General features: G+C 73.2%; 21 protein-coding genes, 1 pseudogene and 1 riboswitch. Of the genes and pseudogenes, 18 read left to right on the top strand and 4 right to left on the bottom strand.

The features are described 5' to 3' along the window. Positions 1 to 195: 195 nt before the first annotated feature. From ACGFT2_RS09305 to ACGFT2_RS09280, 6 genes are all read left to right on the top strand, one after another. Positions 196 to 1050, top strand: a complete 855-nt coding sequence (locus ACGFT2_RS09305; protein ID WP_393275145.1) for a bifunctional methylenetetrahydrofolate dehydrogenase/methenyltetrahydrofolate cyclohydrolase — start codon at positions 196 to 198, stop codon at positions 1048 to 1050. Next, positions 1040 to 1513 carry a DUF3017 domain-containing protein gene (locus tag ACGFT2_RS09300; protein WP_393275143.1) on the top strand — a complete coding sequence of 158 codons (474 nt, stop codon included), beginning with the start codon at positions 1040 to 1042 and terminating at the stop codon, positions 1511 to 1513. Before ACGFT2_RS09305 ends, ACGFT2_RS09300 begins: the two co-directional genes overlap by 11 nt. A gap of 350 nt (positions 1514 to 1863) precedes the next feature. Further along, positions 1864 to 2979 carry a sensor histidine kinase gene (locus tag ACGFT2_RS09295; RefSeq protein ID WP_393276285.1) on the top strand — a complete coding sequence of 372 codons (1116 nt, stop codon included), beginning with the start codon at positions 1864 to 1866 and terminating at the stop codon, positions 2977 to 2979. A 28-nt stretch (positions 2980 to 3007) separates the two neighbouring features. Continuing rightward, entirely contained in the window at positions 3008 to 3676 is a 669-nt protein-coding gene (locus ACGFT2_RS09290; protein WP_393275141.1) for a response regulator, read from the top strand. Positions 3677 to 4076: 400 nt separating this feature from the next. After that, positions 4077 to 5510: a DUF2690 domain-containing protein gene (locus ACGFT2_RS09285; RefSeq protein ID WP_393275139.1), complete on the top strand. Its 1434-nt coding sequence runs from the start codon at positions 4077 to 4079 to the stop codon at positions 5508 to 5510. A 507-nt stretch (positions 5511 to 6017) separates the two neighbouring features. Continuing rightward, positions 6018 to 7007: a malate dehydrogenase gene (locus ACGFT2_RS09280; RefSeq protein ID WP_393275137.1), complete on the top strand. Its 990-nt coding sequence runs from the start codon at positions 6018 to 6020 to the stop codon at positions 7005 to 7007. 113 nt (positions 7008 to 7120) lie between these two features. On the opposite strand, the gene ACGFT2_RS09275 is transcribed toward ACGFT2_RS09280, so the two are convergent. Beyond that, on the bottom strand, positions 7121 to 8560 hold the full coding sequence (locus tag ACGFT2_RS09275) for an MFS transporter (RefSeq protein ID WP_393275135.1): 1440 nt from the start codon (positions 8558 to 8560) through the stop codon (positions 7121 to 7123). A 111-nt stretch (positions 8561 to 8671) separates the two neighbouring features. Between ACGFT2_RS09275 and ACGFT2_RS09270 the strand changes: the two genes are divergently transcribed. The 6 genes from ACGFT2_RS09270 to ACGFT2_RS09245 all read left to right on the top strand — a co-directional run bounded on the left by ACGFT2_RS09270 (position 8672) and on the right by ACGFT2_RS09245 (position 17144). Next, on the top strand, positions 8672 to 9589 hold the full coding sequence (locus tag ACGFT2_RS09270) for a LysR family transcriptional regulator (RefSeq protein ID WP_393275133.1): 918 nt from the start codon (positions 8672 to 8674) through the stop codon (positions 9587 to 9589). A 313-nt stretch (positions 9590 to 9902) separates the two neighbouring features. Further along, positions 9903 to 11423 (top strand): aldehyde dehydrogenase family protein, encoded by a 1521-nt coding sequence (locus ACGFT2_RS09265; protein ID WP_393275131.1) that lies wholly within the window; start codon positions 9903 to 9905, stop codon positions 11421 to 11423. Between the two features lie 97 nt (positions 11424 to 11520). Then, positions 11521 to 13053, top strand: coding sequence for a GMC family oxidoreductase (locus ACGFT2_RS09260; protein WP_393275129.1), 1533 nt, complete (start codon positions 11521 to 11523; stop codon positions 13051 to 13053). Then, entirely contained in the window at positions 13050 to 14228 is a 1179-nt protein-coding gene (locus ACGFT2_RS09255) for a glycine betaine/L-proline ABC transporter ATP-binding protein (RefSeq protein ID WP_393275127.1), read from the top strand. Before ACGFT2_RS09260 ends, ACGFT2_RS09255 begins: the two co-directional genes overlap by 4 nt. Continuing rightward, positions 14228 to 16183 (top strand): ABC transporter permease, encoded by a 1956-nt coding sequence (locus tag ACGFT2_RS09250; protein ID WP_393275125.1) that lies wholly within the window; start codon positions 14228 to 14230, stop codon positions 16181 to 16183. The genes ACGFT2_RS09255 and ACGFT2_RS09250 overlap by 1 nt, the downstream gene beginning before the upstream one ends. A 1-nt stretch (position 16184) precedes the next feature. Next, a complete protein-coding gene (locus tag ACGFT2_RS09245) occupies positions 16185 to 17144 on the top strand; it encodes an ABC transporter substrate-binding protein (RefSeq protein WP_393275123.1) in 960 nt (319 codons plus the stop codon). A 72-nt stretch (positions 17145 to 17216) separates the two neighbouring features. On the opposite strand, the gene ACGFT2_RS09240 is transcribed toward ACGFT2_RS09245, so the two are convergent. Next, positions 17217 to 17972 (bottom strand): isocitrate lyase/phosphoenolpyruvate mutase family protein, encoded by a 756-nt coding sequence (locus ACGFT2_RS09240; protein WP_393275121.1) that lies wholly within the window; start codon positions 17970 to 17972, stop codon positions 17217 to 17219. Then, positions 17969 to 18469 carry a carboxymuconolactone decarboxylase family protein gene (locus ACGFT2_RS09235; protein WP_393275119.1) on the bottom strand — a complete coding sequence of 167 codons (501 nt, stop codon included), beginning with the start codon at positions 18467 to 18469 and terminating at the stop codon, positions 17969 to 17971. The genes ACGFT2_RS09240 and ACGFT2_RS09235 overlap by 4 nt, the downstream gene beginning before the upstream one ends. 47 nt (positions 18470 to 18516) lie before the next feature. Between ACGFT2_RS09235 and ACGFT2_RS09230 the strand changes: the two genes are divergently transcribed. Then, positions 18517 to 19914, top strand: a complete 1398-nt coding sequence (locus ACGFT2_RS09230; protein ID WP_393275117.1) for a PLP-dependent aminotransferase family protein — start codon at positions 18517 to 18519, stop codon at positions 19912 to 19914. A 9-nt stretch (positions 19915 to 19923) separates the two neighbouring features. Further along, positions 19924 to 20052, top strand: a pseudogene (locus tag ACGFT2_RS09225) (alpha/beta hydrolase); the annotation flags it as partial. 41 nt (positions 20053 to 20093) lie between these two features. Here the strand turns inward: ACGFT2_RS09225 and ACGFT2_RS09220 are convergent. Then, on the bottom strand, positions 20094 to 20948 hold the full coding sequence (locus ACGFT2_RS09220; protein ID WP_393276282.1) for a hypothetical protein: 855 nt from the start codon (positions 20946 to 20948) through the stop codon (positions 20094 to 20096). A gap of 132 nt (positions 20949 to 21080) precedes the next feature. On the opposite strand from ACGFT2_RS09220, the gene ACGFT2_RS09215 reads away from it, so the two are divergent. The 4 genes from ACGFT2_RS09215 (at position 21081) to trpS (ending at position 25566) form a co-directional block, all read left to right on the top strand. Further along, positions 21081 to 21434 carry a hypothetical protein gene (locus ACGFT2_RS09215; RefSeq protein WP_393275115.1) on the top strand — a complete coding sequence of 118 codons (354 nt, stop codon included), beginning with the start codon at positions 21081 to 21083 and terminating at the stop codon, positions 21432 to 21434. 14 nt (positions 21435 to 21448) lie between these two features. Then, a complete protein-coding gene (locus ACGFT2_RS09210; protein ID WP_393275113.1) occupies positions 21449 to 22633 on the top strand; it encodes a glutathionylspermidine synthase family protein in 1185 nt (394 codons plus the stop codon). A gap of 176 nt (positions 22634 to 22809) precedes the next feature. Further along, a riboswitch (ZMP/ZTP riboswitch) is annotated at positions 22810 to 22899 on the top strand. A 32-nt stretch (positions 22900 to 22931) separates the two neighbouring features. After that, entirely contained in the window at positions 22932 to 24380 is a 1449-nt protein-coding gene (locus ACGFT2_RS09205) for a glycine hydroxymethyltransferase (protein ID WP_393275111.1), read from the top strand. Between the two features lie 172 nt (positions 24381 to 24552). Continuing rightward, positions 24553 to 25566, top strand: coding sequence for a tryptophan--tRNA ligase (trpS, locus tag ACGFT2_RS09200; protein WP_393275109.1), 1014 nt, complete (start codon positions 24553 to 24555; stop codon positions 25564 to 25566). Positions 25567 to 25624 lie beyond the last annotated feature (58 nt).

Below are 25624 nucleotides of genomic sequence, written 5' to 3'. Positions count from 1 at the left end.
GCGACACTGTGTACTCATCGTACTCATCGTTCTTCGGCCGCCTCCTGCTTGTCCGGCCGCTGCCACGATGCGTTGTGCAAGTGCAACATCGACGATCATGCCGGGGCACATTCCCGATCGTCCGGTGGTGAGATCGAGGAGGCCTCCCGACACCCGGATTGGAACCGGGACCGGGTCATCCGCGAGGATGGGGGTATGACCGCCCAGATTCTCGATGGCAAGGCCACCGCAGCCGCGATCAAGTCCGATCTGACCGCCCGCGTGGCGGCGCTGAAGGAGAGGGGCGTCACGCCCGGCCTCGGCACGATCCTGGTCGGGGAGGACCCCGGCAGCCAGAAGTACGTAGCCGGCAAGCACCGCGACTGCGCCCAGGTCGGCATCGCCTCCATCCAGCGCGAGTTGCCCGCCACGGCGACCCAGGCGGAGATCGAGGCGGTGGTGCGCGAGCTGAACGAGGACCCGGCCTGCACCGGCTACATCGTCCAGCTGCCCCTGCCCAAGGGCATCGACGAGAACCGCATCCTGGAGCTGATGGACCCGGCCAAGGACGCGGACGGCCTGCACCCGATGAACCTCGGCCGGCTCGTCCTGAACGAGCCCGCCCCGCTGCCCTGCACGCCCAACGGCATCATCTCCCTGCTGCGGGCCCACGGCGTGGAGATCAAGGGCGCCGAGGTCGTGGTCGTCGGCCGTGGCGTGACCATCGGCCGCCCGATGCCGCTGCTGCTCACGCGGCGCAGCGAGAACGCCACCGTGACCCAGTGCCACACCGGCACCCGCGATCTGGCCGCCCACCTCAAGCGGGCCGACATCATCGTCGCGGCCGCCGGTTTCCCGCACCTGGTCCGGGCCGAGGACGTCAAGCCGGGCGCGGCCGTCCTGGACGTCGGCGTCTCCCGCAACGCCGAGGGCAAGATCGTCGGCGACGTCCACCCGGACGTGCTCGAGGTGGCCGGCTGGATCTCCCCCAACCCCGGCGGCGTCGGCCCGATGACCCGGGCGCAGCTGCTGGTCAACGTGGTCGAGGCGGCGGAGCGCAGTGCCGGCTGAGGACACCCGCGGACACGCGGAACCGAAGGTCCGGGACGCGATCAGCGCCCCCGACGCGCAGGGGCGCCCGCGGCGGGTCACCCGCCGCTTCCCGCTGTTCACCAGGGACACCGCGCGCCCCGAGGGCGGCGGCCGGGCCGCGCCCGGCGACGCTCCGGCCCCCGCCCGGCAGTGGCCGCTGCTGGTGGTGCTCGGCGCGGTCGCGCTCGGTCTGCTGCTGACCGCGCTCGACGTGTTCCGCTACGGAACCCTGCTGATCGGCGCGGGACTGCTGGCCGGCGCGGTCATGCGCTGGATCCTGCCGAGGGTCGGCATGCTCGCCGTGCGCTCCCGCTTCACGGACATCGCCACGTACGGCGTCCTCGGCGTGGCGATCGTCCTGCTGACGCTGATGGCCCAGCCCGACCCGTGGCTGCAGATCCCGTTCCTCAAGGGCACCCTGCACTTCACGATCACCAAGTAGCCGCGCAACCGGCCCCGGCCCCGGCGCCTTCGCCAGGTGCCTGGGCCCGCGCCTCCGCCCGGCGCCCCGGCCCGCGCCTTCGCCAGGAGCCCCGGCCCGCGCCTTGGCCAGGGGCCCCGCGCCTTCGCCAGGAGCCCCGCGCCTCCGCCCGGTGGCGCGGGCCGCCGCCGTCCGCCTCCCGTCTCCCGCCTGAATTTCCGTTGCACGCAAGGGAGGCCGCGGTCGGTGGGCAGCAACTTCCGCCGCACCGCGTAGGTATGACGTGCCGTCATACCGGTGAGCGCTACCCTGCGGCGGTGCGACCGAGGACTCCCCGCCCGCTCGTGGTGGACACGCTGATCGCGGTCGCCATGGCCGTGGTCGCCGTCCTGCTCGGGCGGGAGTCGCGATCGCAGGGCTGGCCGGACCTCGACGCCCGCGCCTACGCCCTGGTCGCCCTCGCCCATCTGCCGGTCGCCCTGCGCGGTCGCCGGCCCCTCGTCGTCTTCGCCGTCGTCGAGGCGGCCGCCACCGGCTACATCACCTTCGGCTACTGGCCGGTCGTGTGCACCTTCGGCGCCATGCTCGCGCTGTACACCGTGGCCTCCCTGCGCCCGGTGCGCACCGCCCTGGTCTGCGCCGCCTGTATGAGCGCGGTGTGGGTCTACGCCGGTGTGGTCAGCCACACCCCGTCCATGGCGTCGGTGCTGGGGCAGGCGCTGCTGTTCTCCTCGGTGCTGGTCTGGTTCGGGCAGCTGGCCCGCCGCTCCGCCGAGCTGACCCGGCGACTGCGCGCCGAGCAGGCCGAGCGGGCCCGGCGCGCGGTCGCCGAGGAACGCGGCCGGATCGCCCGCGAACTGCACGACGTCGTCGCCCACCACATGTCGGTGATCTCCGTACAGGCAGGCCTCGCCCGGTTCGTCCTCGACTCCGACCCCACCAAGGCCCGTGGCGCGCTCGGCACCATCGCGGACACCAGCGGCGAGGCGCTGGAGGAGCTGCGGCGCATGCTGCAGGTGCTGCGCGAGGAGGACCCCGAGGCCCCGGAACGGGCCCCGATGCCCACCCTGGCCCGGCTGGGTGAACTACTCGACCGGGTCCGGGCCGGCGGCCTGCCGGTGGACCTCGCCGTCGAGGGGACCGAACGCCCGCTGCCGCCCGGCACGGAACTGTGTGCCTACCGTGTCGTCCAGGAAGCCCTCACCAACGCCCTCAAGCACGCGGGCCCGGCACGCGCGCGCGTGGAACTCTCCTACGGCGCCCACGAGCTGACCGTCCGCGTCAGCGACGACGGGCGGGGGGCGATTCCGGCCAGAGTGCCGACGCGCGGCGGGCACGGCTTGATCGGCATGCGCGAGCGGGCCAAGCTCTACGGCGGGACGATCAGCGTCGGCCCGCGCCCCGCGGGCGGTTACGAGGTCCGGCTGACCCTGCCCACCTCGGCGGCCGGGCGGGGCCGAGGGGCCGTGCCGGAGGCGGAGCGGTAGACGCAGGGCGGGGGGACGACCGTACGGCATGATCAGAGTGCTCGTCGTGGACGACCAGTTCCTCATCCGCGCCGGACTCGTGGGCCTGCTCGAGGCCGCGCCCGGCTACGAGGTGGTGGGCGCGGCGGGGGACGGCGAGGAGGCCGTACGGCTCGCCGCTGAGATGCGCCCCGACGTGATCCTCATGGACATCCGGATGCCCGGCGTCAACGGCATCGAGGCCACCGAACGCATCCTCGCCCACGCCGCCGACCGACCGCCCCGGGTACTGGTGCTGACCACCTTCGACCTGGACGAGTACGTCTACGGGGCGTTGCGTGCCGGGGCCTCGGGATTCCTGCTCAAGGACTCCGGGCCCGAGCGTCTGCTCGCCGCGATCACCGCGGTCGACGGCGGTGACGCGCTGTTCGCGCCCACGGTCACCCGGCGCCTGGTGGAGGCGTTCGCCCGGCAGCGGACCACCGCCCGGGACGCCGCGGCCCCGTCCGACCTCGATGTGCTCACCTCGCGCGAGGTGGAGGTCCTGCGACTCACCGCACGCGGCCTGTCCAACATGCAGATCGCCGACCGCCTCTACATCAGCGAGGCCACCGTCAAGACCCATCTCAACCGCACGATGACCAAGCTGGATCTGGGCAGCCGGGCCCAGGCGGTGGTGCTCGCGTACGAGACGGGACTGGTGACGCCGGGCGGCTGAGGCCCCGTCACGACGGAACGACGGCCCATCCCTTCCCCCGAGCAGGGACGAGCCGCCGTCCGTGCTCAGCCTTCCGCCCCTGAACTCCCTGTTCAACGCCTGTCCCTGCGCTGTGGCACGGAAGTGACCGTTCCGCTACGGTGTCCGCGCGCACTGCCGTGGGCGCCCTTCAGGTGTCGATGTATCGATGGTTCGGGATATTTTACGAGGACCTCGCAGCACCGGGCGTACGGCCGCACCGCCGCGGCGGTGCACGCTCCCGTGCGCTCCGACTCCGGGAACTGGGATCCTTGGCCAGCGCATCCCTGTGGGTAGCCGGCACCGGTACCCGAACGCGGGGGCGGACCGGGGGGCCGTGCGTGAGAAACAAGAGCACCGACCGGGGGGAAGAGGGGGAGCGATGCCTCGTTGGAAGGCCTTGCCCGAGGATCTGGACCCGCAGATCGCGGAGTTCACCAGCCAGTTGCGGCGGCTCGTGGACCGCAGCGGCCTGAGCGTCGCGGCACTGGCCGACAGCACGGGCTACGGCAAGGCGTCGTGGGAGCGTTATCTGGGCGGCCGGCTCCTCGCGCCCAAGGGCGCGATCGTCGCGCTCGCCGAGGCCACCGGTACCAACCCCGTCCACCTCGTCACCCTGTGGGAGCTGGCCGAACGGGCGTGGAGCCGGGCGGAGATGCGTCACGACCGCACGATGGAGGCCATGCGGATCGCGCAGGCGCGCGCCGCACTGGGAGAGTCCGGGACGGGCGGGGCGGCCGCGGCGAGCGGGGCGGCCAAGGCGGCCGCGGCGAGCGGGGCGGCCAAGGCGGGCGGGGCGAGCGCGGCGGCCAAGACGGGCGGGACGGGCAAGGCGGGCGGATGGCCGTCCGCCCGCAAGAACGGCGGTTCCGCCCTCACCCCGGGCGTCGCCGGTCCCGCGGGTGTCTCCCCGACGTTCCCCGGCCGGCCGGCGGCCCCCGGCGCAGGCGCCGGCGCCGCGGAGAGCGACAACCGCGAGGTGGCCGACGGCGGGAGCCGTGGGCCGTCCGCCGACGGCGGCGCGACGGGTGCGGGCTCCGGCGGCAACTCCTGGGGGCTGGCCGGATACCGGGGCCCCTCCCCGGCGAGCGCCCGCCCCGGTGCCGGTGGTAGTGGCAACGGCAGTGCGGGTGCCGGTGCCGGGGCGGGCGCGGACGCCTCCGTGAAGGCGGGTGCCGGTGCCGGTGCTGCTCTCGGCGCCGGTTCCTGGACGCGGCCGCCGGTCGTTCCCGAGGCTTCCGCCGGCACTCCGGGCGGGCGGTCCCCGAACGACGGCCGGCCGCAGGCGCCCGGGCCCGCGGGCGGCCCTCCCGGAGCGGGTTCCGGCCGGCGGCGGGTGACGATGTTCCTCGCGGGTCTCGTCGGCGTCCTGGTCGTCATCGCCGCCGTCTTCTTCTTCACCGAGCGGGGCGACCGCGACGGGAAGGGGGGCGCCGCCAAGTCGCCCTCGCCGGCCGCCGGCCGCCACGCGAGCCTGCCGCCCGGGGTGAAGTGCGCCGGTGCCGCGTGCACGGGCAAGGACGCCGAGGCCATGGGGTGCAGCGGCGACCTGGTGACCACGGCCGAGTCCGTCACCGTCGGCACCGCCACCCTGGAGGTCCGCTACAGCAAGACCTGTGGCACCGCCTGGGGCCGCGTCACCGGCGCCGTGCCGGGCGACGAGGTGCGGGTGAGCGCGGGCGGGGCGGAGCAGAAGGGCACCATCACCTCCGCGGGGGACACCATCGCGTACACCCCCATGGTCGCCGTGAAGAACGCGGCACAGGCGAAGTCCTGCGCCACCCTGGCGTCCGGGGCGACGGGCTGCACGAGGTAGCGCGGTGGCTCGGGCGTCCGGGGCGCCGGGCTGTCCGTCGTCAGCGCGATGGCCCGGGCGTCAGCGCGATGCCTCTGGCGTCAGAACGAACGGCTTGCACGAGTCAGGACGGTCGCTCCGGCGTCCGGGGCGACGGGCCGTCCGACGTCAACGCGGTGAGATTCCGGGAGAGGGCGCATGGCGGCCGCGATCCCGGGAACGCGAACCGTACCCCCACGGGAGTCCGGCAAGCCGGCATCCCCCCGGCGGCCGTCTCCGTCCCCCCTCTCCCGGACGGGCGGCCGCCTCCTCGTGTGCGGCCTCCCGGCCGGGCGGCCGCCCTCGTGTGCGGTGACGTTCCGGGGTCCCGCCCCGGTTGATCCCCTTGTGGGGTGAGCCACACGGCCCCGGACGTCTCGCATGCCGGATGCGCGATAGCCTGACCGGTGGATCTCTCTTGACGCCAAGAGATCGATCATCCGCCCGGGGCAGGGACGCCCCACCGCCAGCTGTCATACGGAGAACGCCATGACCCGCACTCCCGTGAACGTCACCGTCACCGGCGCGGCCGGCCAGATCGGTTACGCCCTGCTCTTCCGCATCGCCTCCGGCCAGCTGCTCGGCGCGGACGTGCCGGTCAAGCTGCGTCTGCTGGAGATCACCCCGGCGCTCAAGGCGGCCGAGGGCACGGCCATGGAGCTGGACGACTGCGCCTTCCCGCTGCTGCAGGGCATCGAGATCTCCGACGACCCGAACGTCGCCTTCGACGGCGCCAACGTGGCCCTGCTGGTGGGCGCCCGTCCGCGCACCAAGGGCATGGAGCGCGGTGACCTGCTGGAGGCCAACGGCGGCATCTTCAAGCCGCAGGGCAAGGCCATCAACGACCACGCCGCGGACGACATCAAGGTGCTCGTCGTCGGCAACCCGGCCAACACCAACGCGCTCATCGCGCAGGCCGCCGCGCCGGACGTCCCGGCCGAGCGCTTCACCGCGATGACCCGCCTGGACCACAACCGCGCGCTGACCCAGCTCGCGAAGAAGACGGGCTCGACGGTCGCCGACATCAAGCGCCTGACCATCTGGGGCAACCACTCCGCCACCCAGTACCCGGACATCTTCCACGCCACGGTCGCCGGCAAGAACGCCGCCGAGACCGTGAACGACGAGAAGTGGCTGGCCGAGGACTTCATCCCGACCGTCGCCAAGCGCGGTGCCGCGATCATCGAGGCCCGCGGTGCCTCGTCGGCCGCCTCCGCCGCGAACGCCGCCATCGACCACGTCCACACCTGGGTCAACGGCACCGCCGAAGGCGACTGGACCTCCATGGGCATCCCGTCGGACGGCTCCTACGGCGTTCCGGAGGGCCTGATCTCCTCCTTCCCGGTCACCACCAAGGACGGCAAGTACGAGATCGTCCAGGGCCTGGACATCAACGAGTTCTCCCGCGCCCGCATCGACGCCTCCGTCAAGGAGCTGGCGGAGGAGCGCGAGGCGGTACGCGCCCTCGGCCTCCTCTGAGCGAGCCTGCGGCGAGCACGCCGTGAAACCCGCGTGGGCCCCGCTCCGGTTCTCCCGGAGCAGGGCCCACGCGGTTCTTCCGGGAGCGGCGCCCGCACTCGGGCAGCACCCCGTCAAGGACGCTCCGCGCCCGCCGGTACCGGCTCCCGCTTCGCTCCGGACGCCACCGTGCCGCTGCCGCTGCCGCTGCCGCTGCCGCTGCCGCTGCCGGTCCCGCTCCCGTAGCCCTTCACCACCAGTGCCGTCGCCGCCAGCACGGCCAGCGCGACCGTGCGCAGGGCCGGCCCCATGCCGTCGGTGAGGTCGGCGTGGGAGGACAGCACGGTGCCGGTGACCGCGACGCCCAGGGCGGCGCCCGTCTCCCGGGCGGTGGTGCCGAGGCCGGAGCCTAGGCCCGACTGGTGGGCGGGGAGCGAGGTGACCACGCCGAGGGTCAGGGCGGGCATGGACAGCCCGGTGCCGGCCGAGATCACCAGCAGCCAGCCGGCGTACGCCCAGTAGGGGGTGGCCGCGCCGGCGGTGGACGCGCCGAGCAGGCCCAGGCCGATCAGGGCGAGACCGGTGCCGACGACGGCCCGGGGGTGCCTCGCCCAGCGGGTGGCCAGCCTCGGCGCCAGCATCATGCCGACGGTCAGCGGCAGGATCGCGAGGCCGGTGACGGCCGCGCCGAAGCCCTTGGTGCCCTGCAGGTACTGCGAGTTGACGAAGAACAGGGCGAACAGGCCGAAGAAGCCGGTGGCCATGCCGAGCGAGGCCGCCCGCAGCCGGGCGGAGGCGAAGACCCGCGGGTCGAACAGCGGGGCGGGGGAGCGCAGGGCGTTCCGGGTGAAGCCCGCGATCAGCAGCGCGCCCGCCGCGAAGGAACCGAGGATGCGCGCGGAGGCCCAGCCGTACGCCGGGCCCTCGATGACGCCGAACAGCACGGCGACCAGGCCCGCGGTCAGCAGTGCGGTGCCGAGCGGGTCTGGGTTGCTCCGGGCGGAGCGTTCCGTGCGTGGGGTGGTGATCGCGACGGCACCGGCCAGCAGGACCGCGAGCGGGACCATCACCGCGAACAGGGCACGCCAGGTGAGGAACTGGCCGGCCAGTCCGCCGCCCAGGTTGCCCACCGCGCCGCCGATGCCGAGGGCCGTGGTCCAGGCGGTCATCGAGCGGGCCCGGTGCTCGGGTGCGGACAGCCGCATCAGGATCGCCAGCGTGGCCGGGGTGATCAGGGCGGCTCCGGCGCCGGACAGGCCCCGCCCCGCGATCAGCACGGCGGGGGCGGTGGCGAGCGCGCTGGTGGCGGCGCCCGCCGCGAACAGTCCGAGCCCGGTGAGCAGGGCGCCCTTGCGGCCGTAGCGGTCGCCGAGCGCGCCGGCCGGAACGAGCAGCCCCGCGAAGACGATGACATAGGCGTCGATCGTCCACAGCAGCTCGGTGTGCGAGGGGTGCAGGGCGGACGAACCCAGTTGGGGGATCAGCAGGTTGATGGCGGCGACCATGCTCTGGGCGACCAGGACGCAGGCGCACAGGGTGAGCAGGACCGGGCGTTTCAGGGCGTGCGAGGGCACGGCTCCTCCGGGGAGCTAGGCGGTGGGTGTGGGCTGCGCTCTCGCGCGCTCTCACCGTAGGCTCGCCGGTGACCTGTCTTCCAGTGCAACCTTTGCAAGGGGTACCTGCACATGACGCAATCCGCGGGCCTGGATCTGAATCTGCTGGTCGCGCTGGACGTGCTGCTGGAGGAGCAGAGCGTGCAGGGCGCCGCCCGCCGGCTGCACCTGTCCGAGCCCGCCATGAGCCGGACGCTCGGCCGGATCCGCAAGGCGCTCGGCGATCCCGTGCTGGTGCGCGCCGGCCGCCGGATGGTGCCGACCCCGCATGCGCTGGCCGTGCGCGCCGAGGTGAGCGCGGTGGTGGAGCGGGCCCGCGCACTGTTCGCGCCGGGCCGGGACGCCGACCTGCGCACGGTCAGCCGCACCTTCACGATCATCGGCCACGACGCGATCGCCGCCACCCAGGGCGCGGCCCTCTTCGCCCGCGCCGCCCGCGAGGCGCCCGGGATCCGCCTGCGCTTCCTGTCCGAGAGCCACGAGGACGCCCCGTACCTGCGGCAGGGCACCGCCGACCTGGAGGTCGGCGTGATCGACTCGATCGCGCCCGAGGTGCATGTGGAGACCGTGCACGAGGACCGCCTGCTGGGTGTCGTACGGGCCGGACACCCCCTGCTCGACGGGGAGTTGACCGCCGAGCGGTTCGCCGGGGAGGCGGGGCACCTCATCGTCTCCCGGCGCGGCAGGCAGCGCGGCCCGATCGACGACGCGCTCGCCGGCCTCGGCCTGCGGCGGCGGGTGGTGGGCACCGTCGGCACCTACCCGGCCTCGCTGTTCGTGCTGCGCGAGACCGACCTGATCGGCCTGGTCAGCCACTGGGACCGCCCGCTCGCCGACGTCCTCGGCCTGGTCGTCTTCGAGATCCCCCTGCCCCTGCCCACGGTGCGGGTGGGGTTCGCCTGGCACCCGCGCCACGACGCCGACCCCGCGCACGCCTGGCTGCGCGGCTGCGTGCGGGAGCTGCTGCTGCGGGGGTCGGCGGCCGGTTAGCCCCTCCCCGGCCCGGCACCTCCGCCCGCTCCCGACCGCTCACGTTCGTCCCCGGACCGGTGCCTGCGCCCTGTCACGCCCGCCTGCTGAGCGGCGTCTGCGCTCCTCCCGGACCGGCGCCTCTTCCGGCGGCTCGGGGCGACCGCCCCCGCCCCACTTTTGTCCGCTTTCGACCACATTTTCAGTGACGCCGCGCACTTTCGGCCACGATTGCGCATGCCATCCGCAGGTCCTGGGCAGGCGGCCACGGTCCCCGAGCGTGACACCCACGTGACGCAGGGGTACGGCACCGGAACGGAAGGCAACACCGATCATGGCGGAAAGAACGGTACGACAGGCCCCGGAGACCATTCACGCGGGGGGCGAGTGGGCGGGCGCGAGCTCCGGCGCGACGCGCGAGATCCTCGACCCCGCGGACGCCCGGCCGTTCGCCGTGGTCGCCGAGGGTGACGAGACGGACGCGGAGCGGGCGGTGGCCGCCGCCCGGCAGGCGTTCGACCACGGTCCGTGGCCCCGCACCCCGGTCGCCGAGCGTGCCGCCCTGCTGCGCCGCGTCGCCGATCTCCTCACCCGTGACCGCGAGGAGCTGGGCCTGCTGGAGAGCCGGGACGCGGGCAAGACCGTCGAGGAGGGCCGCGTCGACATCGACTGTGTCGCCGACGCCTTCCGCTACTTCGCCGACCTGGTCGCCGCCGAGGCCCCGGGCCGGGTGGTCGACGCCGGCACACCCGACGTCCACAGCGTCGTCGTGCACGAGCCGGTCGGCGTCTGCGCGCTGATCACCCCCTGGAACTACCCCCTCCTCCAGGCCAGCTGGAAGGTCGCCCCGGCCCTCGCGGCCGGCAACACCTTCGTGATCAAGCCGAGCGAGATCACCCCGCTGACCACCGTCGCACTGATCGAGCTGCTGGCCGAGGCCGGGCTGCCCGCCGGTGTCGCCAACATCGTCACCGGCCCCGGCCACACCGTCGGCGCCCGGCTCGCCGAGCACCCCGACGTCGACCTGGTCTCCTTCACCGGCGGCCTGATCAGCGGCACCAAGGTCGCCCAGGCCGCCGCCCCGAGCGTGAAGAAGGTCGCCCTCGAACTCGGCGGCAAGAACCCCAACGTGGTCTTCGCCGACGCCTGCGCCACCGAGAAGGACTTCGACACCGCGGTCGACCAGGCCCTCAACGCCGCCTTCATCCACAGCGGCCAGGTCTGCTCGGCCGGCGCACGCCTCATCGTCGAGGAGTCGGTCCGCGACCGCTTCGTCGGCGAACTGGCCCGCCGCGCCCAGAAGATCAGGCTCGGCCGCGGCACCGGGGACGGCGTCGAGTGCGGCCCCCTCGTCTCCGAGCAGCAGCGCGCCAAGGTGGAGGCGTACGTCGCCTCCGCGCTCGCCGAGGGCGCCGTGCTGCGCTGCGGCGGCAAGCGGCCGGAACCGTCGCCCGAGCGGCCCGAGTCCGGCTACTTCTACGAGCCCACCATCCTCGACGCCTGCCACCGCGAGATGAAGGTCGTACGCGAGGAGGTCTTCGGTCCCGTCCTCACCGTCGAGACCTTCCAGACCGAGGAAGAGGCCGTCCGCCTCGCCAACGACACCGAGTACGGCCTGGCCGGTGCCGTGTGGACCACCGATCCCGGCAAGGCCCGCCGGGTCGCCGGCCGGCTGCGCCACGGCACCGTCTGGATCAACGACTTCCACCCCTACCTGCCGCAGGCGGAATGGGGCGGCTTCGGCAGGAGCGGCACCGGCCGCGAACTGGGCCCCGCCGGGCTCGCCGAGTACCGCGAGACCAAGCACATCTACCAGAACCTCGCGCCCGCGCCGGTGCGCTGGTTCGCCGGCTGAGACCCCGCGCCGGTCCGCCGGCCGGGACCCCACGCCCCGCCGGCGAACCAGCCGCAGCACTCCGTACGTCCTCCCACCCTGCAGGAGTAACCACCCCATGCCGGATCACACCCACGAATTCGACTACGTCGTCATCGGCGGCGGCACGGCGGGCTCCGTCATCGCCTCCCGCCTCACCGAGGACCCCGACGTCACCGTCGCCGTCATCGAGGGCGGCCCGAGCGACGTCGGCCGCGACGACGTCCTCACCCTGCGCCGCTGGATGGGCCTGCTCGGCGGGGAACTCGACTACGACTACCCGACGACGGAGCAGCCCCGCGGCAACTCCCACATCCGGCACAGCCGCGCCCGCGTCCTCGGCGGCTGCTCCTCGCACAACACCCTCATCTCCTTCAAGCCGCTGCCCTCCGACTGGGACGAGTGGGAGGCCGCCGGCGCCGAGGGCTGGGGCGCGGTCCCGATGGAGGCCTACTTCGCCCGCCTGAAGAACAACATCGTCTCCGTCGACGAGAAGGACCGCAACGCCATCGCCCGCGACTTCGTCGACGCCGCCGAATCGGCGCTCGGAGTGCCCCGGATCGAGGGCTTCAACAAGAAGCCGTTCACCGAGGGCGTCGGCTTCTTCGACCTCGCCTACCACCCGGAGAACAACAAGCGCTCCTCCGCCTCCGTCGCCTATCTCCACCCGGTGCTGGACGAGCGCCCGGGCCTGCGAATCTTCCTGGAGACCTGGGCGTACAGGCTGGAGCTGAACGGCACCCGCGCCGAGGGCGTCCACGTCCGCACCGCGGACGGCGAGGAACTGCTGATACGGGCCCGCAACGAGGTCGTCCTGTGCGCGGGCGCCGTCGACTCCCCGCGGCTGCTGCTGCATTCGGGCATCGGGCCCCGCAAGGACCTCGAGGCACTGGGCATCCCGGTCGCGCACGACCTGCCGGGCGTCGGTGAGAACCTGCTCGACCACCCCGAGTCGGTGATCGTCTGGGAGACCGACGGGCCGATCCCGGAGAACTCCGCGATGGACTCCGACGCGGGCCTGTTCGTGCGCCGCGACCCCGAACACGCGGGCCCGGACCTGATGTTCCACTTCTACCAGATCCCGTTCACGGACAACCCGGAGCGCCTCGGCTACGAACGCCCCGCCCACGGCGTCTCGATGACCCCCAACATCCCCAAGCCCAAGAGCCGCGGCCGCGTGTTCCTGACCAGCGCCGACCCGTCCGTGAAGCCGGCACTGGACTTCCGGTACTTCACCGACGAGGACGACTACGACGCCCGTACCCTCGTCGACGGCATCCGCATCGCCCGCGAGATCGCCAAGACCGAGCCGCTGGCCGGCTGGCTCAAGCGCGAGGTGTGCCCGGGTCCGGAGATCCTCGGCGACGCCGAACTGAGCGAGTACGCGCGCAAGGTCGCGCACACCGTCTACCACCCGGCCGGCACCTGCAAGATGGGCGCCGCCGACGACGAAACGGCCGTGGTCGACCCGGAGCTGCGCATCCGAGGTCTGTCCGGCATCCGCATCGCCGACGCCTCCGTCTTCCCGACCATGCCCGCCGTGAACCCGATGATCGGCGTGCTCATGGTCGGGGAGAAGGCCGTCGACCTTATCGGAGGTGACCTGCGATGACTCTCACCGTCCCCACCCGTAAGCCCCCCACCGACGCCCCCGTCTTCTCCGTGGACGGCCTGTGGAAGGTCTTCGGCCCGAAGGCCGACCGCGTTCCCGCCGACCCCGAACTGAGCGGCCTGGACGCCGCCGAACTGCGCTCCCGTACCGGCTGCACCGCCGCCGTCCGGGACGTCTCCTTCGACGTCCGCAAGGGCGAGGTCTTCGTCGTGATGGGCCTGTCGGGCTCCGGCAAGTCCACCCTCGTCCGCTGTCTGACCCGCCTGATCGAGCCGACGGCCGGGTCGATCTCCATCGACGGGGAGGACGTCCGCGCGATGGACAGGGGCCGCCTGCGCGAGCTGCGCCGGCACCGCGCCGCCATGGTCTTCCAGCACTTCGGCCTGCTGCCGCACCGCACCGTCCTCGACAACGTCGCCTACGGCCTGGAGATCCAGGGCGTCGGCCGGTCCGAGCGGCGTGAGCGGGCCGCCGAGGTCGTCGCAAAGGTCGGCCTCGAAGGCATGGAGAAGCGCCGCCCCGGCCAGCTCTCCGGCGGCCAGCGCCAGCGGGTGGGCCTGGCCCGCGCCCTGGCCGTGGACCCCGAGGTGCTGCTGTTCGACGAGCCGTTCAGCGCCCTCGACCCGCTCATCCGGCGCGACATGCAGGAAGAGGTGGTCCGCCTGCACCGTGAGGAGGGCCGCACGATGGTGTTCATCACCCACGACCTCTCCGAGGCGCTGAAGCTCGGCGACCGCATCGCCCTGATGCGCGACGGCCAGGTGGTCCAGCTCGGCACTCCGGAACAGATCGTCGGCTCCCCGGCCGACGACTACGTCCGCGAGTTCGTCCGGGACGTGCCGCGCGAACAGGTGCTGACGGTCCGTACGGCCATGCGTCCGGCGTCCGCCGAGGAGACGGCCGGCGGCCCGGCGGTCCGCCCGGAGGCCACGGTCGCGGAGGCGATCGAGGCGGTGGCCCGCGCGGGGGCTCCGGCCCGGGTGATGGACGCGGGCAGGTGCCTGGGCGTCGTGGACTCCGACGCCCTCCTGGGTGTGGTCGCGGGCACGACCCCGGCGGGCGGCCCCACCGCCCCGGCCGTGGCCGGCCCCGCCGCCGACGCCGCCGGTACCGGCGCGGTACGGCCCCGGCAGGCGACCCCGCCGAGCCCCCGCACCAGTCCGGAGGCCGTCTGATGGCAACGCTCACGGTCTCCGCGTCCCGCGCCGGCAGGCCCCGCATCCTCAAGAGCCGGGCCGCGGGCAAGCTCCTCCTGCTCGCCCTCCTCACCGCGGTCCTGCTGCCCTTCCTCACCCGTTGGGGCAGCGGAACATGGCCCCATGAGCTGACCGTCGACCTGACCAGACCCCTGCAGTCGGCCAGCGACTGGGTCATCGACAACCGGGACAGCCACCCCCTGTTCCTGTACTTCTTCGGCTACATCAGCAACGCGGTCGTCCTCTCGGTCCGCGCCGTCTACCTCACGCTGCTCGCCGCGGGCTGGGCCGGCGTCACGGTGTTCGGCGCCGTCGTCGCATGGCGCGTGGCGGGTGTCCGCCTGGCCTGCGGCACCGCGGCCGCCTTCCTCGCCTGCGGGGCCCTCGGCATGTGGGTCCCGACCATGCAGACCCTCGCCCTCATGGTCGTCGCCGTCGTGGCCTCCGTCGCCGTCGGCGCGGTCCTCGGCCTCGCCGCCGGGCTGTCCACGCGCCTGGAGCGCGCCCTGCGCCCGGTCCTGGACACCATGCAGGTGCTCCCGGCCTTCGCCTACCTCCTCCCCGTCGTGCTGGTCTTCGGCATCGGCGTCCCCGCGGCCGTCCTCGCCACCGTCGTGTACGCGGCCCCGCCCATGGCCCGTCTCACCGCGCTCGGTCTGCGCGCCGCGGACGCCGGGGTGATGGAGGCGGTGCAGTCGCTCGGCGCCACCTTCCGGCAGCGGCTGCTGACCGCCCGGCTGCCGCTCGCCCGCAAGGAGATCATGCTGGGCGTCAACCAGACGATCATGATGGCGCTGTCCATGGCCGTGATCGCCTCGATGATCGGCGCCGGCGGCCTGGGTGACCGCGTCTACCAGGCGCTGGCCTCCGTCGACGTCGGTGCCGCGCTGGCGGCCGGCATCCCCATCGTGCTGCTCGCCGTCGTGCTCGACCGGGTCACCGCGGCCGTCGGCGAACGGCTGGGCTCCGGCGCCGAGAGCGCATCGCAGGGCCCGGCGGCCCGCTGGGCCGTACCGGCCGCGGTGACGGTCGCCGTGCTCCTGGCCGGACGGCTCTCGGACCGGCTGACCTGGCCGGACTCCTGGGTCGCCGACATCGCCGCGCCGGTGAACACCGCCAAGGACTGGATGGTCGATCACCTCTACAGCGGCGTCCCCGTCGTCGGCGGCACCGCCGACTGGGCCGCCCACTTCACCACCTGGGTGCTGAACCCGATCCGGGACGGTCTGCAGGGGCTGCCCTGGTGGGGCCTGCTCCTGATCGTCGCCGCCGTGGCCTGGCTGATCGGCACCTGGCGCACGGCCCTCACCGCGGTGCTGGCGATGGCCGCGATCGGCGTCCTCGGGGTGTGGAACCCTTCCCTGGACACCCTCTCCCAGGTGCTGGCCGCGGTGGCCGTCACCCTGGTGATCGGCTTCGGCGCCGCCGTCGCCGCGGCCCGCAGCGCCCGCTGTGAGCGGCTGCTGCGACCGGTGCTGGACGTCTGCCAGACCATGCCGCAGTTCGTGTACCTGATCCCGGTCGTGGCGCTGTTCGGTGTGGGCCGGGCGCCCGCCGCCGCTGCCGCCGTGATCTACGCCCTGCCCGCCGTCGTACGCATCGTCAGCCAGGGGCTGCGCCAGGTCGACGCGGGCGCGCTGGAGTCGGCTCGCTCGCTGGGAGCCACCGGCGCCCAGCAACTGTGGCAGGTCCAGCTGCCGCTGGCCCGGCACGCCATGCTGCTCGCCGTCAACCAGTGCGTGGTGCTCGTCCTCGCCGTGGTCGTCGTCGGCGGCCTCGTCGGCGGTGGCGCGCTCGGCTACAACGTGGTGTTCGGCCTCGCCCAGGGCGACCTGGCGACCGGTCTGGTGGCCGGTGCGGCCATCGTCTGCCTGGGCCTGATGCTCGACCGGGTGACCCAGCCCACCGAACGGCGTCCGAGGAAGGGAGCCTGACATGCGATTCCGTACGACCGCCTCGGTCGCCGCCGCCGTCGCCGCACTGGGACTGACCGCCGGGTGCGGCGCGGCCGACATGACCAAGCAGGCCAGCCCGTTCGCCAACGCGCAGGGCTCGAAGACCGTCACGCTCTCCGTGCAGTCCTGGGTGGGCGCGCAGTCCGACGTGGCCGTCGCCCAGTACATCCTGGAACACAAGCTCGGCTACCGGGTCGACACCGTCCAGGTGGACGAGGTGCCCGCCTGGGACGCGCTCAGCCAGGGCCGGGTCGACGCCCTCCTGGAGGACTGGGGCCACCCGGAGCAGGAGAAGCGGTACGTCGAGGACAAGAAGACGATCGCCGACGCCGGCGGCCTCGGAGTGACCGGGCACATCGGCTGGTTCGTGCCGACCTACCTGGCCGAGCAGCACCCGGACATCACCGACTGGCGGAACCTGAACAAGTACGCCTCGCTCTTCCGCACCGCGGAGAGCGGCGGCAAGGGGCAGCTGATGGACGGCTCCCCGTCCTACGTCACCAACGACAAGGCGCTGGTGAAGAACCTGAAGCTGGACTACCAGGTCGTCTTCGCCGGTTCCGAGGCGGCGCAGATCACCCAGATGAAGCAGTTCGCCAAGGAGAAGAAGCCCTTCCTGACCTACTGGTACACGCCCCAGTGGCTGTCGAAGAAGGTCCCCATGACGGAGGTGAAGCTGCCGCCGTACAAGGAAGGCTGTGACGCGGACACGGCCAAGATCACCTGCGCCTATCCGCACACCCCGCTGAAGAAGTACCTCAACGCGGACTTCGCGAAGTCCGGCGGCAGGGCGGCGGCCTTCCTGAAGAAGTTCAAGTGGACGACGGAGGACCAGAACGAGGTCTCGCTGATGATCGCCGACCAGAAGCTGAGCCCCCAGGACGCGGCTAAGAAGTGGGTGGACAGCCACCCGGCCGTGTGGAAGCGGTGGCTGTCCTGAACCTCCCCGGGCGAGCGGGCCGCCGGTGCCGGGCGGGAAGGCCGGCGGTCCTGGCCGAGGGGACCGGCGTACCTACGCGAGCAGACCGGCCGCGGTCTCCCGCAGCGCGGCCAGCGTCCGCCGCTGGAGCCCCGGCCCGAAGGTGATCCGGGTGGCCCCGAGTCCGGCCAGTGCGCCGGGCGAGGGGCCGTCCCCGTCCAGTACGGCCAGGGCGTTCAGCGGACCCTGGATCCCGGCCCGCAGCAGTGGTAGTACGGCCGGCGGTGCCGCGATCGGATAGATGCAGTCCGCGCCCGCCGCCACGTACAACGCGGATCGCTCCAGGGCCCGTTCGGGGTCGCCGTCGCCGTGGACGAAGGTGTCGACCCGGGCGTTGACGAAGAGCCGGCCGGCCGCGGCCGAGCACACCTCGGCGAGGTACTCGGCGTGCCCGTGCGGATCCTTCAGAACGCCCCCGGGCGCCGAGTCCTCCAGGTTGCAGCCGACGGCACCCGCCTCCAGCAGCCGCTCCACCAGCTCCTGCGGGGCGAGCCCGTAGCCGCCCTCCACGTCCGCGGACACCGGCACGTCCACCGACCGGGCGATCCGGGCGACCGCCGCGAACATCTCGTCGGCCGGGGTGCTCCCGTCCTCGTACCCGAGAGAGGCGGCCACCCCGGCGCTCGGCGTGGCCAGTGCCGGGAACCCGGCCGCCGCGAAGGTCCGCGCACTCGCCGCGTCCCAGGGGCCGGGCAGCACCAGCGGGTCTCCCTGAGCCCGCCCGAGATGCAGCGCGCGGAAGTCGCCGACCTTGCCGGCCGTCCGGTCCGAGGCCTGGGCACGGCTCACTTGTGCTGCCCCGGCCGGTAGTGGCCCGGCGTCATCCGGGTGGTCACACCGAACCGGTTCCAGGCGTTGATCACCGTGATCGCGGCGATCAGCTGGGCCAGCTCGGCCTCCTCGAAGTGCTTGGCCGCCCGCTCGAACACCTCGTCCGGCACGAACCCGTCCGTCAGCACGGTGACCGCCTCGGTCAGCTCGATCGCCGCGATCTCCTTCTCCGTGTAGAAGTGCCGGGACTCCTCCCACGCGCTCAGCTGCACGATCCGCTCCACGCTCTCACCGGCCGCGAGCGCGTCCTTGGTGTGCATGTCGAGGCAGAACGCGCAGTGGTTGACCTGCGAGGCGCGGATCTTGACCAGCTCGTAGAGCTTCGGGTCCAGTCCCTGCTTGGCGGCGGTGTCCAGCCGGATCATCGCCTTGTACACCTCGGGTGCGTGCTGGGCCCAGGCCAGTCGCGGGGCCTGCTCGGATGCGTATGCGGGGGTTTCCTGTGCTGTGCTCATGCCCTCGACCCTAGGAGCCGGGCAGCCCAGGAGTATGGTCCATTTCCATGGCGAGATCCTGGGCCACTCTGGGCGTCGACCTGCACCTCGAACCGGCCGGTGCGGGGGGCCTGCGCCGGGGCCTGACCGACGCCCTGCGTGACGCGGTCCGCACCGGCCGCCTGGCTCCCGGCACCCGGCTGCCCTCCTCCCGCTCCCTCGCCGCCGATCTCGGCATCGCCCGCAACACCGTCGCCGAGGCCTACGCCGACCTGGTCGCCGAGGGCTGGCTCACCGCCCGGCAGGGCTCGGGCACCCGCGTGGCGGACCGGGCCGCCGTCGTACCGGCGCCAAACGCGGCCACGGCGCCCCATCACCGGGAGCCCGCCCGCCCGGCGTACAGCCTCGTCCCGGGCAGCCCCGACCTGGCCGCCTTCCCGCGCACCGAGTGGCTGAAGGCCGCCCGCCGCGCCCTGACCGCCGCCCCCCACGACTCCCTCGGCTACGGCGACCCGCGCGGCCGGGCCGAACTGCGCTGCGCACTCGCCGGCTACCTCGCCCGCGCGCGGGGCGTCCGCGCCGACCCGGACACCGTCCTGATCACCTCGGGTTTCGCGCACGCGCTGCGTATCCTCGCCACCGTGCTCGCGGCCCGCGGGGCGCGCACGGTGGCGGTGGAGTCGTACGGGCTCGACGCGCACTGGCGGCTGCTGCGGCGCGCGGGCCTCGTCACCCGCGCGCTGCCCTACGACGAACTCGGCACCGACCCGAGTCCGTTGACCACCGAAGGGGCCGTCCTGCTGACTCCGGCCCATCAGTTCCCGCTGGGTACGGCCCTGCACCCCGACCGGCGGGCGGCCGTCGTGGACTGGGCCCGGCGCACCGGCGGGCTGGTCCTGGAGGACGACTACGACGGCGAGTTCCGCTACGACCGGCAGCCCGTCGGCGCGCTCCAGGGCCTCGACCCCGACCGCGTGGTCCACCTCGGCACCGCCAGCAAGTCCCTCGCGCCCGGGCTGCGGCTGGGCTGGATGGTGCTGCCACCGGCCCTGGCGCAGGACGCGCTGTCGGCCAAGGGCGACATGGACACCGTCGGCGTGCTCGACCAGCTCACGCTCGCCGAGTTCATCGCCTCCGGCGCCTACGACCGGCACGTCCGCTCCTCCCGGCTGCGCTACCGGCGCCGCCGGGACGCCCTCACCGAGGCTGTGGCCGACCGCGCGCCCGAGGTGCGGGTGACGGGGATCGCGGCCGGGCTGCACGCGGTGCTGCGCCTGCCGCCGGGCACGGAACAGTCGGTGGTGCAGGCCGCGGCCTGGCAGGGACTGGCCCTGCACGGGCTGGCGTTCCACCGGCATCCGGAGGCGGTCGCGGAGGCGGTGGACGCACTGGTCGTGGGATACGCGACACCCCCGGACAGCGCCTGGACGGGCACGCTGGAGGCACTGTGCCGGGTGCTTCCCTAGTGCATGGAGGCAGTCCTCGACCGGCTCGCCCGGCCCTGGCCCGGCGACCCCGGCCAGGCGGCCTTCTACCGGCAGATCGCCCAGGCCGACCAGCTCTACACCGACGAGGTGCAGGACCGGTACGGCGAGATCAGCATCGGTCACAGCACTGGAGCCGCCCTCACCGGAGCCGGGAGGGGCTACCCCTTCCCCGCCGGAGCCGGGAGGGCCGCCCCCTCCTCCGCCGGCGCCTCGCCGAATCGCGCCAGCAGGAGCGCACCCGCCACCGCCACCGCGAAGCCCAGGACGGCGAGCCAGCCCAGCCCCTCCCGCGTGCGGTCGCCGAGCCAGACCACGCCGACCGCCGCCGGGCCGATCGTCTCGCCGATGACTATCCCGGCCGTCGCCGTGGTCACGGAGCCGCGCTGAAGGGCCGAGGTGAGCAGCAGGAACGCCGCTCCGCCGCCCAGCAGCAGCGCGTACGTCGCCGGGTTGGCCAGCAGCTCGGCCGGCCGCAGCGAGTCGATGAGCCGCACCGCGACCTCCACCACCCCGAACCCGAACCCGGCCCCGAGTCCCATCAGCAACGCCCGGGTCCGGCCGGACAGCCGCCCGCCGATCCCGCCGAGCAGCAGCACGCCCACCGCCACCGCCACCAGCGCGTATCCCAGCCAGTCCGGCCCCGTGCGCGCACCCTCCGCGCCCGAGGCCAGCCCGAGCATCCCGAGGCCCGCGCACACGACCGCCACCGCGGCCCACTCCAGCCCGCTCAGCCGTACACGGAGCAGCCGCGCCGCCACCACGGCCGTCACCGCGAGGCTGGCCGCCAGCGCCGCGCCCACCGCGTAGATCGGCACCGACCGCAGCGCCACGATCTGCAGCAGGAAGCCCACCCCGTCGAGCGCCAGCCCGGCGACGTACCGCCACTGCCGCAGCGCCCGCAGCAACAGCGCCGCATCCCCGCCACCCCCGTCCGTGCCCGCCGCCCGCGCGGCCACCGCCTGCAACACCGTCGCGGTGCCGAAGCAGACCGCCGCGCCGAGGGCGCACACCATTCCGAACAACACAGAGGGACTCTAGGCGACCGGGAAAGCACCGGGGTGCCTGTACGGCCGTCCCCGCCGGTCTCTACGCTGACGTGTCAGTGACAGAACAGCTCGGTCCGAGCACGGGGGAGACACGAGAGCATGACCACCACACACCCGCAGACCCGCAGGCGGCTGCGCTCCGGCACGGTCGTCCTCGGCGGCATGGGCCTGCTGGCCGCCGCCCTGACCGCCTGCTCGTCCGACCCGGACAAGCGCTGCGTGGACCGCGACAGCTACACCTACGGCAAGGGCTACAAGGTCGTCTCCGACAAGAACTGCAAGTCCACCAAGTCCTCTTCGCACACCGGCTGGTACTACGGCGGCAAGAAGAAGGGCTCCTGGGTGGGAAGCGGTTCCTTCACCAAGCCGAGCAAGGGCTCCGGCGGTTCCTCGGGCGGCGGCGGAGTCCACCGCGGCGGCTTCGGCGGCGGGAAGGGCGGCTCCGGCGGCTGACCGGGGAACACCACATGGAACGCCGTACGATCACCCCCCGCCCCGGCTGGCAGCAGACCGTCGAGGAGCAGGGGCTCGTCTATCCGCTCACCCGGCAGCCCGACGGCTCCCTGCGCCCCTACTGGGACGAGAGCGCCTACTACGTCTTCCCCCTCGGTGAGGTCGAGGCGCTGGAGGAGACCGTCGGGGAACTGCACCGCATGTGCCTCGCGGCCGCCGAGCACATCGTGGCCGAGGACCGCCTCGCCGACCTCGGCATCACCGACCCGCGGGTGGCCGCCGCGGTCACCGAGGCCTGGCACCGCCGCGCCGAACTCCCGTCCGTCTACGGCCGCTTCGACCTCCGCTACGACGGCACCGGACCGGCCAAACTGCTGGAGTACAACGCCGACACCCCGACCTCGCTGGTCGAGGCGGCCTCGCCGCAGTGGTTCTGGATGGAGGACCGCTTCCCCGGCGCCGACCAGTGGAACTCCCTGCACGAGCGCCTCGTCGACGCCTGGCGCGCGCAGGCCGCCCTGCTGCCCCCGGGCAGCCCGCTGCACTTCGCGCACTCCTCGGCCGACGAACTCGGCGAGGACCTGATGACGGTCGCCTACCTGAAGGAGACCGCCGAACAGGCCGGCCTCGACACGGACTGGCTGTCCATGGAGGAGATCGGCTGGGACACCCTCTCCGGCCGCTTCGTCGACAACCGGCTCAGGTTCATTCGGGCCCTGTTCAAGCTGTACCCCTGGGAGTGGCTCACCACCGACGCCTTCGCGGGGCACGTCCTGGACACCCTCGACAACGGCGGCGGCACCGGCAGCACCCTGTGGATCGAACCCGCCTGGAAGATGCTCCTCAGCAACAAGGCCCTGCTGGCGATCCTCTGGGAGCTGTACCCCGGCCATCCCAACCTGCTGCCCGCCCACCTCGACGGCCCCCGCGAGCTGGCGCGGTCGACCGGCTACGTCGCCAAACCCCTGCTCGGCCGCGAGGGCGAGGGCGTCACCGTGCACCCGCCCGGCGAGCCCGCGGTGCTCCGCGACGAGCCCTGCTGCTACCAGCAGCTCGCCCCGCTGCCCGCCTTCGACGGCAACCACGTCGTCCTCGGTGCCTGGGTCGTCGGCGAGGAGCCGGCGGGCCTCGGCATCCGCGAGTCCTCGGGCCTGATCACCGACGAGTACGCCCGCTTCCTGCCCCACGTGATCCTCTAGGCACCCCCGGCCCCGGCCCCGGACGTCCGGCACCGTCCGCAGCCGCTCCGGCCCCCGGTCCGGGCCGGCCCCGCCGACGACCCGTGGCGGCGCGAGCCGCACCGTGGACCCGCGGGCGATCCTCGCTCGCATGGTGGACGCGGGACCTGCCCGGAACGGCGCGCCCGGTAGGCTGACGAGCGGGCCGTGACTGGCGCGCTGGGATGGGACGGACCATCGGGAAGCGGCCCGAACGGGAAACAGTGCCGTGCGCCTGGGCCGAACGCGAACGCTGTCCGCACACCGTCCGGAGGTCCCCATGCCAGAGCAGCCGCTCTCCACCGAGTCCACCGCCTTCCGCGCCGCCCTCGACGTGATCCGCGCCGTCGAACCGCGCATCGCCGACGCCATCGGCCAGGAGGTCACCGACCAGCGCGAGATGCTCAAGCTGATCGCCTCCGAGAACTACGCCTCCCCGGCCACCCTCCTGGCGATGGGCAACTGGTTCAGCGACAAGTACGCCGAGGGCACCGTCGGCCGCCGCTTCTACGCCGGCTGCCGCAACGTCGACACCGTGGAGTCCCTGGCCGCCGAGCACGCCCGCGAGCTCTTCGGCGCCCGCCACGCCTACGTCCAGCCGCACTCCGGCATCGACGCCAACCTCGTCGCCTTCTGGGCCGTCCTGGCCGACCGCGTCGAGGCACCCTTCCTGCAGAAGACGGGCGTCCGCCAGGTCAACGACCTCAGCGAGGCCGACTGGGCCGAACTGCGCCAGGCCTTCGGCAACCAGCGCATGCTCGGCATGTCCCTGGACGCCGGCGGCCACCTCACCCACGGCTTCCGCCCGAACATCTCCGGCAAGATGTTCGACCAGCGCTCCTACGGCACCGACCCGGCCACCGGTCTCATCGACTACGAGGCCCTGCGCGCCCAGGCCCGCGAGTTCAAGCCGCTGATCATCGTCGCCGGTTACTCCGCCTACCCCCGGCTCGTGAACTTCCGGATCATGCGCGAGATCGCCGACGAGGTGGGGGCGACCCTGATGGTCGACATGGCCCACTTCGCGGGCCTCGTCGCCGGCAAGGTCCTCACCGGCGACTTCGACCCGGTGCCGCACGCCCAGATCGTCACCACCACCACCCACAAGTCGCTGCGCGGCCCCCGCGGCGGCATGGTCCTGTGCGACGACTCGCTGAAGGACCAGGTCGACCGCGGCTGCCCGATGGTCCTCGGCGGACCGCTCCCGCACGTCATGGCCGCCAAGGCGGTCGCCCTCGCGGAGGCCCGCCGTCCCGACTTCCAGGACTACGCCCGGCGCATCGTGGACAACTCCCGTGCGCTGGCCGAGGGGCTGGGGCGGCGCGGCGCCACCCTGGTGACCGGCGGCACGGACAACCATCTCAACCTGATCGACGTCGCCACCTCCTACGGCCTCACCGGCCGTCAGGCCGAGGCCGCCCTGCTGCAATCCGGCATCGTCACCAACCGCAACGCCATCCCCGCCGACCCCAACGGCGCCTGGTACACCTCCGGCATCCGCATCGGCACCCCCGCCCTGACCACCCGTGGCCTCGGCACCGCCGAGATGGACGAGGTCGCCGGCCTCATCGACCGCGTCCTGACCACCACCGAGCCGGGCACCACCGGCAAGGGCGCCCCGTCCAAGGCCCAGCACATCCTCGACCCCAAGGTCGCGGACGAGATCTCCCAGCGGGCGACCGACCTGGTGGCCGGCTTCCCGCTCTACCCGGAGATCGACCTCGGCTGACCTGCCCCGGGCAACACCGGCCGCCACCGGCCGGTCGGCCCCCGGCGAGGCTCCTCCCGCACGGCGGCCCGGCACTGCGCCGGGCCGCCGTGCGGCGTGTCGGAGGACCGCCGGGGCCGAGGACGCCCGGCCAGTTCCGGATCGGCCCCCGACACCTGAGAGAATGGTGGGCATGGCGACTGACCGACCCCGCGTGCTCTCCGGTATCCAGCCCACCGCCGGCTCGTTCCACCTCGGCAACTACCTCGGCGCCGTCCGCCAGTGGGTGGCCCTGCAGGAGACCCACGACGCGTTCTACATGGTCGTCGACCTGCACGCGATCACGGTCGCGCAGGACCCCCGGGAACTGCGTGCCAACACCCGGCTCGCCGCGGCCCAGCTGCTGGCCGCCGGCCTCGACCCGGACCGCTGCACGCTCTTCGTGCAGAGCCACGTCCCGGAGCACGCCCAGCTCGCCTGGGTCATGAACTGCCTCACCGGCTTCGGCGAGGCCTCCCGCATGACCCAGTTCAAGGACAAGTCCGCGAAGCAGGGCGCCGACCGCGCCTCCGTCGGGCTCTTCACGTACCCGATCCTGCAGGTCGCCGACATCCTGCTGTACCAGGCCAACGAGGTGCCGGTCGGCGAGGACCAGCGCCAGCACATCGAGCTGACCCGCGACCTCGCCGAGCGGTTCAACGGCCGGTTCGGCCAGACCTTCACCGTCCCGAGCCCGTACATCCTCAAGGAGACGGCGAAGATCTACGACCTGCAGGATCCGTCGATCAAGATGAGCAAGTCGGCGTCCACGCCGAAGGGCCTGATCAACCTGCTGGACGAGCCGAAGACGACGGCGAAGAAGGTCAGGAGCGCGGTCACGGACACCGACACGGTGATCCGCTTCGACAGCGAGAACAAGCCGGGTGTCAGCAACCTGCTCACGATCTACTCCACGCTCACCGGCGAGGGCATCGCCGGCCTGGAGGCGAAGTACGAGGGCAAGGGCTACGGCGCGCTCAAGACGGATCTCGCCGACGTCATGGTGGAGTTCGTGACGCCGTTCCGGGAGCGCACCCAGCAGTACCTGGACGACCCCGAGACCCTCGACTCGATCCTGGCCAAGGGTGTGGAGAAGGCTCGTGCGGTCGCCGCCGAGACGCTCGCGCAGGCGTACGACCGGGTGGGCTTCCTGCCCGCGAAGCACTGAGGCGTACGACCGCACGTGGGTCCCGAGTGCGGAGCGCTGCACATCACTTCGGTTGCGC

It is taken from the genome of Streptomyces sp. NPDC048514 (assembly GCF_043199955.1).
Taxonomy (GTDB): Bacteria; Actinomycetota; Actinomycetes; order Streptomycetales; family Streptomycetaceae; genus Streptomyces.
This window is presented reverse-complemented; position numbering and strand designations above follow the sequence as displayed.

Coding starts and splice junctions, on each gene's coding strand:
- ACGFT2_RS09230 (WP_393275117.1), top strand. CDS start 18,517: ATGGCGAGATCCTGGGCCACTCTGGGCGTCGACCTGCACCTCGAACCG.
- ACGFT2_RS09205 (WP_393275111.1), top strand. CDS start 22,932: ATGCCAGAGCAGCCGCTCTCCACCGAGTCCACCGCCTTCCGCGCCGCC.
- ACGFT2_RS09295 (WP_393276285.1), top strand. CDS start 1,864: ATGGCCGTGGTCGCCGTCCTGCTCGGGCGGGAGTCGCGATCGCAGGGC.
- ACGFT2_RS09220 (WP_393276282.1), bottom strand. CDS start 20,948: ATGGTGTGCGCCCTCGGCGCGGCGGTCTGCTTCGGCACCGCGACGGTG.
- ACGFT2_RS09285 (WP_393275139.1), top strand. CDS start 4,077: ATGCCTCGTTGGAAGGCCTTGCCCGAGGATCTGGACCCGCAGATCGCG.
- ACGFT2_RS09305 (WP_393275145.1), top strand. CDS start 196: ATGACCGCCCAGATTCTCGATGGCAAGGCCACCGCAGCCGCGATCAAG.
- ACGFT2_RS09235 (WP_393275119.1), bottom strand. CDS start 18,469: ATGAGCACAGCACAGGAAACCCCCGCATACGCATCCGAGCAGGCCCCG.
- trpS (WP_393275109.1), top strand. CDS start 24,553: ATGGCGACTGACCGACCCCGCGTGCTCTCCGGTATCCAGCCCACCGCC.
- ACGFT2_RS09260 (WP_393275129.1), top strand. CDS start 11,521: ATGCCGGATCACACCCACGAATTCGACTACGTCGTCATCGGCGGCGGC.
- ACGFT2_RS09250 (WP_393275125.1), top strand. CDS start 14,228: ATGGCAACGCTCACGGTCTCCGCGTCCCGCGCCGGCAGGCCCCGCATC.
- ACGFT2_RS09255 (WP_393275127.1), top strand. CDS start 13,050: ATGACTCTCACCGTCCCCACCCGTAAGCCCCCCACCGACGCCCCCGTC.
- ACGFT2_RS09290 (WP_393275141.1), top strand. CDS start 3,008: ATGATCAGAGTGCTCGTCGTGGACGACCAGTTCCTCATCCGCGCCGGA.
- ACGFT2_RS09215 (WP_393275115.1), top strand. CDS start 21,081: ATGACCACCACACACCCGCAGACCCGCAGGCGGCTGCGCTCCGGCACG.
- ACGFT2_RS09245 (WP_393275123.1), top strand. CDS start 16,185: ATGCGATTCCGTACGACCGCCTCGGTCGCCGCCGCCGTCGCCGCACTG.
- ACGFT2_RS09270 (WP_393275133.1), top strand. CDS start 8,672: ATGACGCAATCCGCGGGCCTGGATCTGAATCTGCTGGTCGCGCTGGAC.
- ACGFT2_RS09265 (WP_393275131.1), top strand. CDS start 9,903: ATGGCGGAAAGAACGGTACGACAGGCCCCGGAGACCATTCACGCGGGG.
- ACGFT2_RS09280 (WP_393275137.1), top strand. CDS start 6,018: ATGACCCGCACTCCCGTGAACGTCACCGTCACCGGCGCGGCCGGCCAG.
- ACGFT2_RS09210 (WP_393275113.1), top strand. CDS start 21,449: ATGGAACGCCGTACGATCACCCCCCGCCCCGGCTGGCAGCAGACCGTC.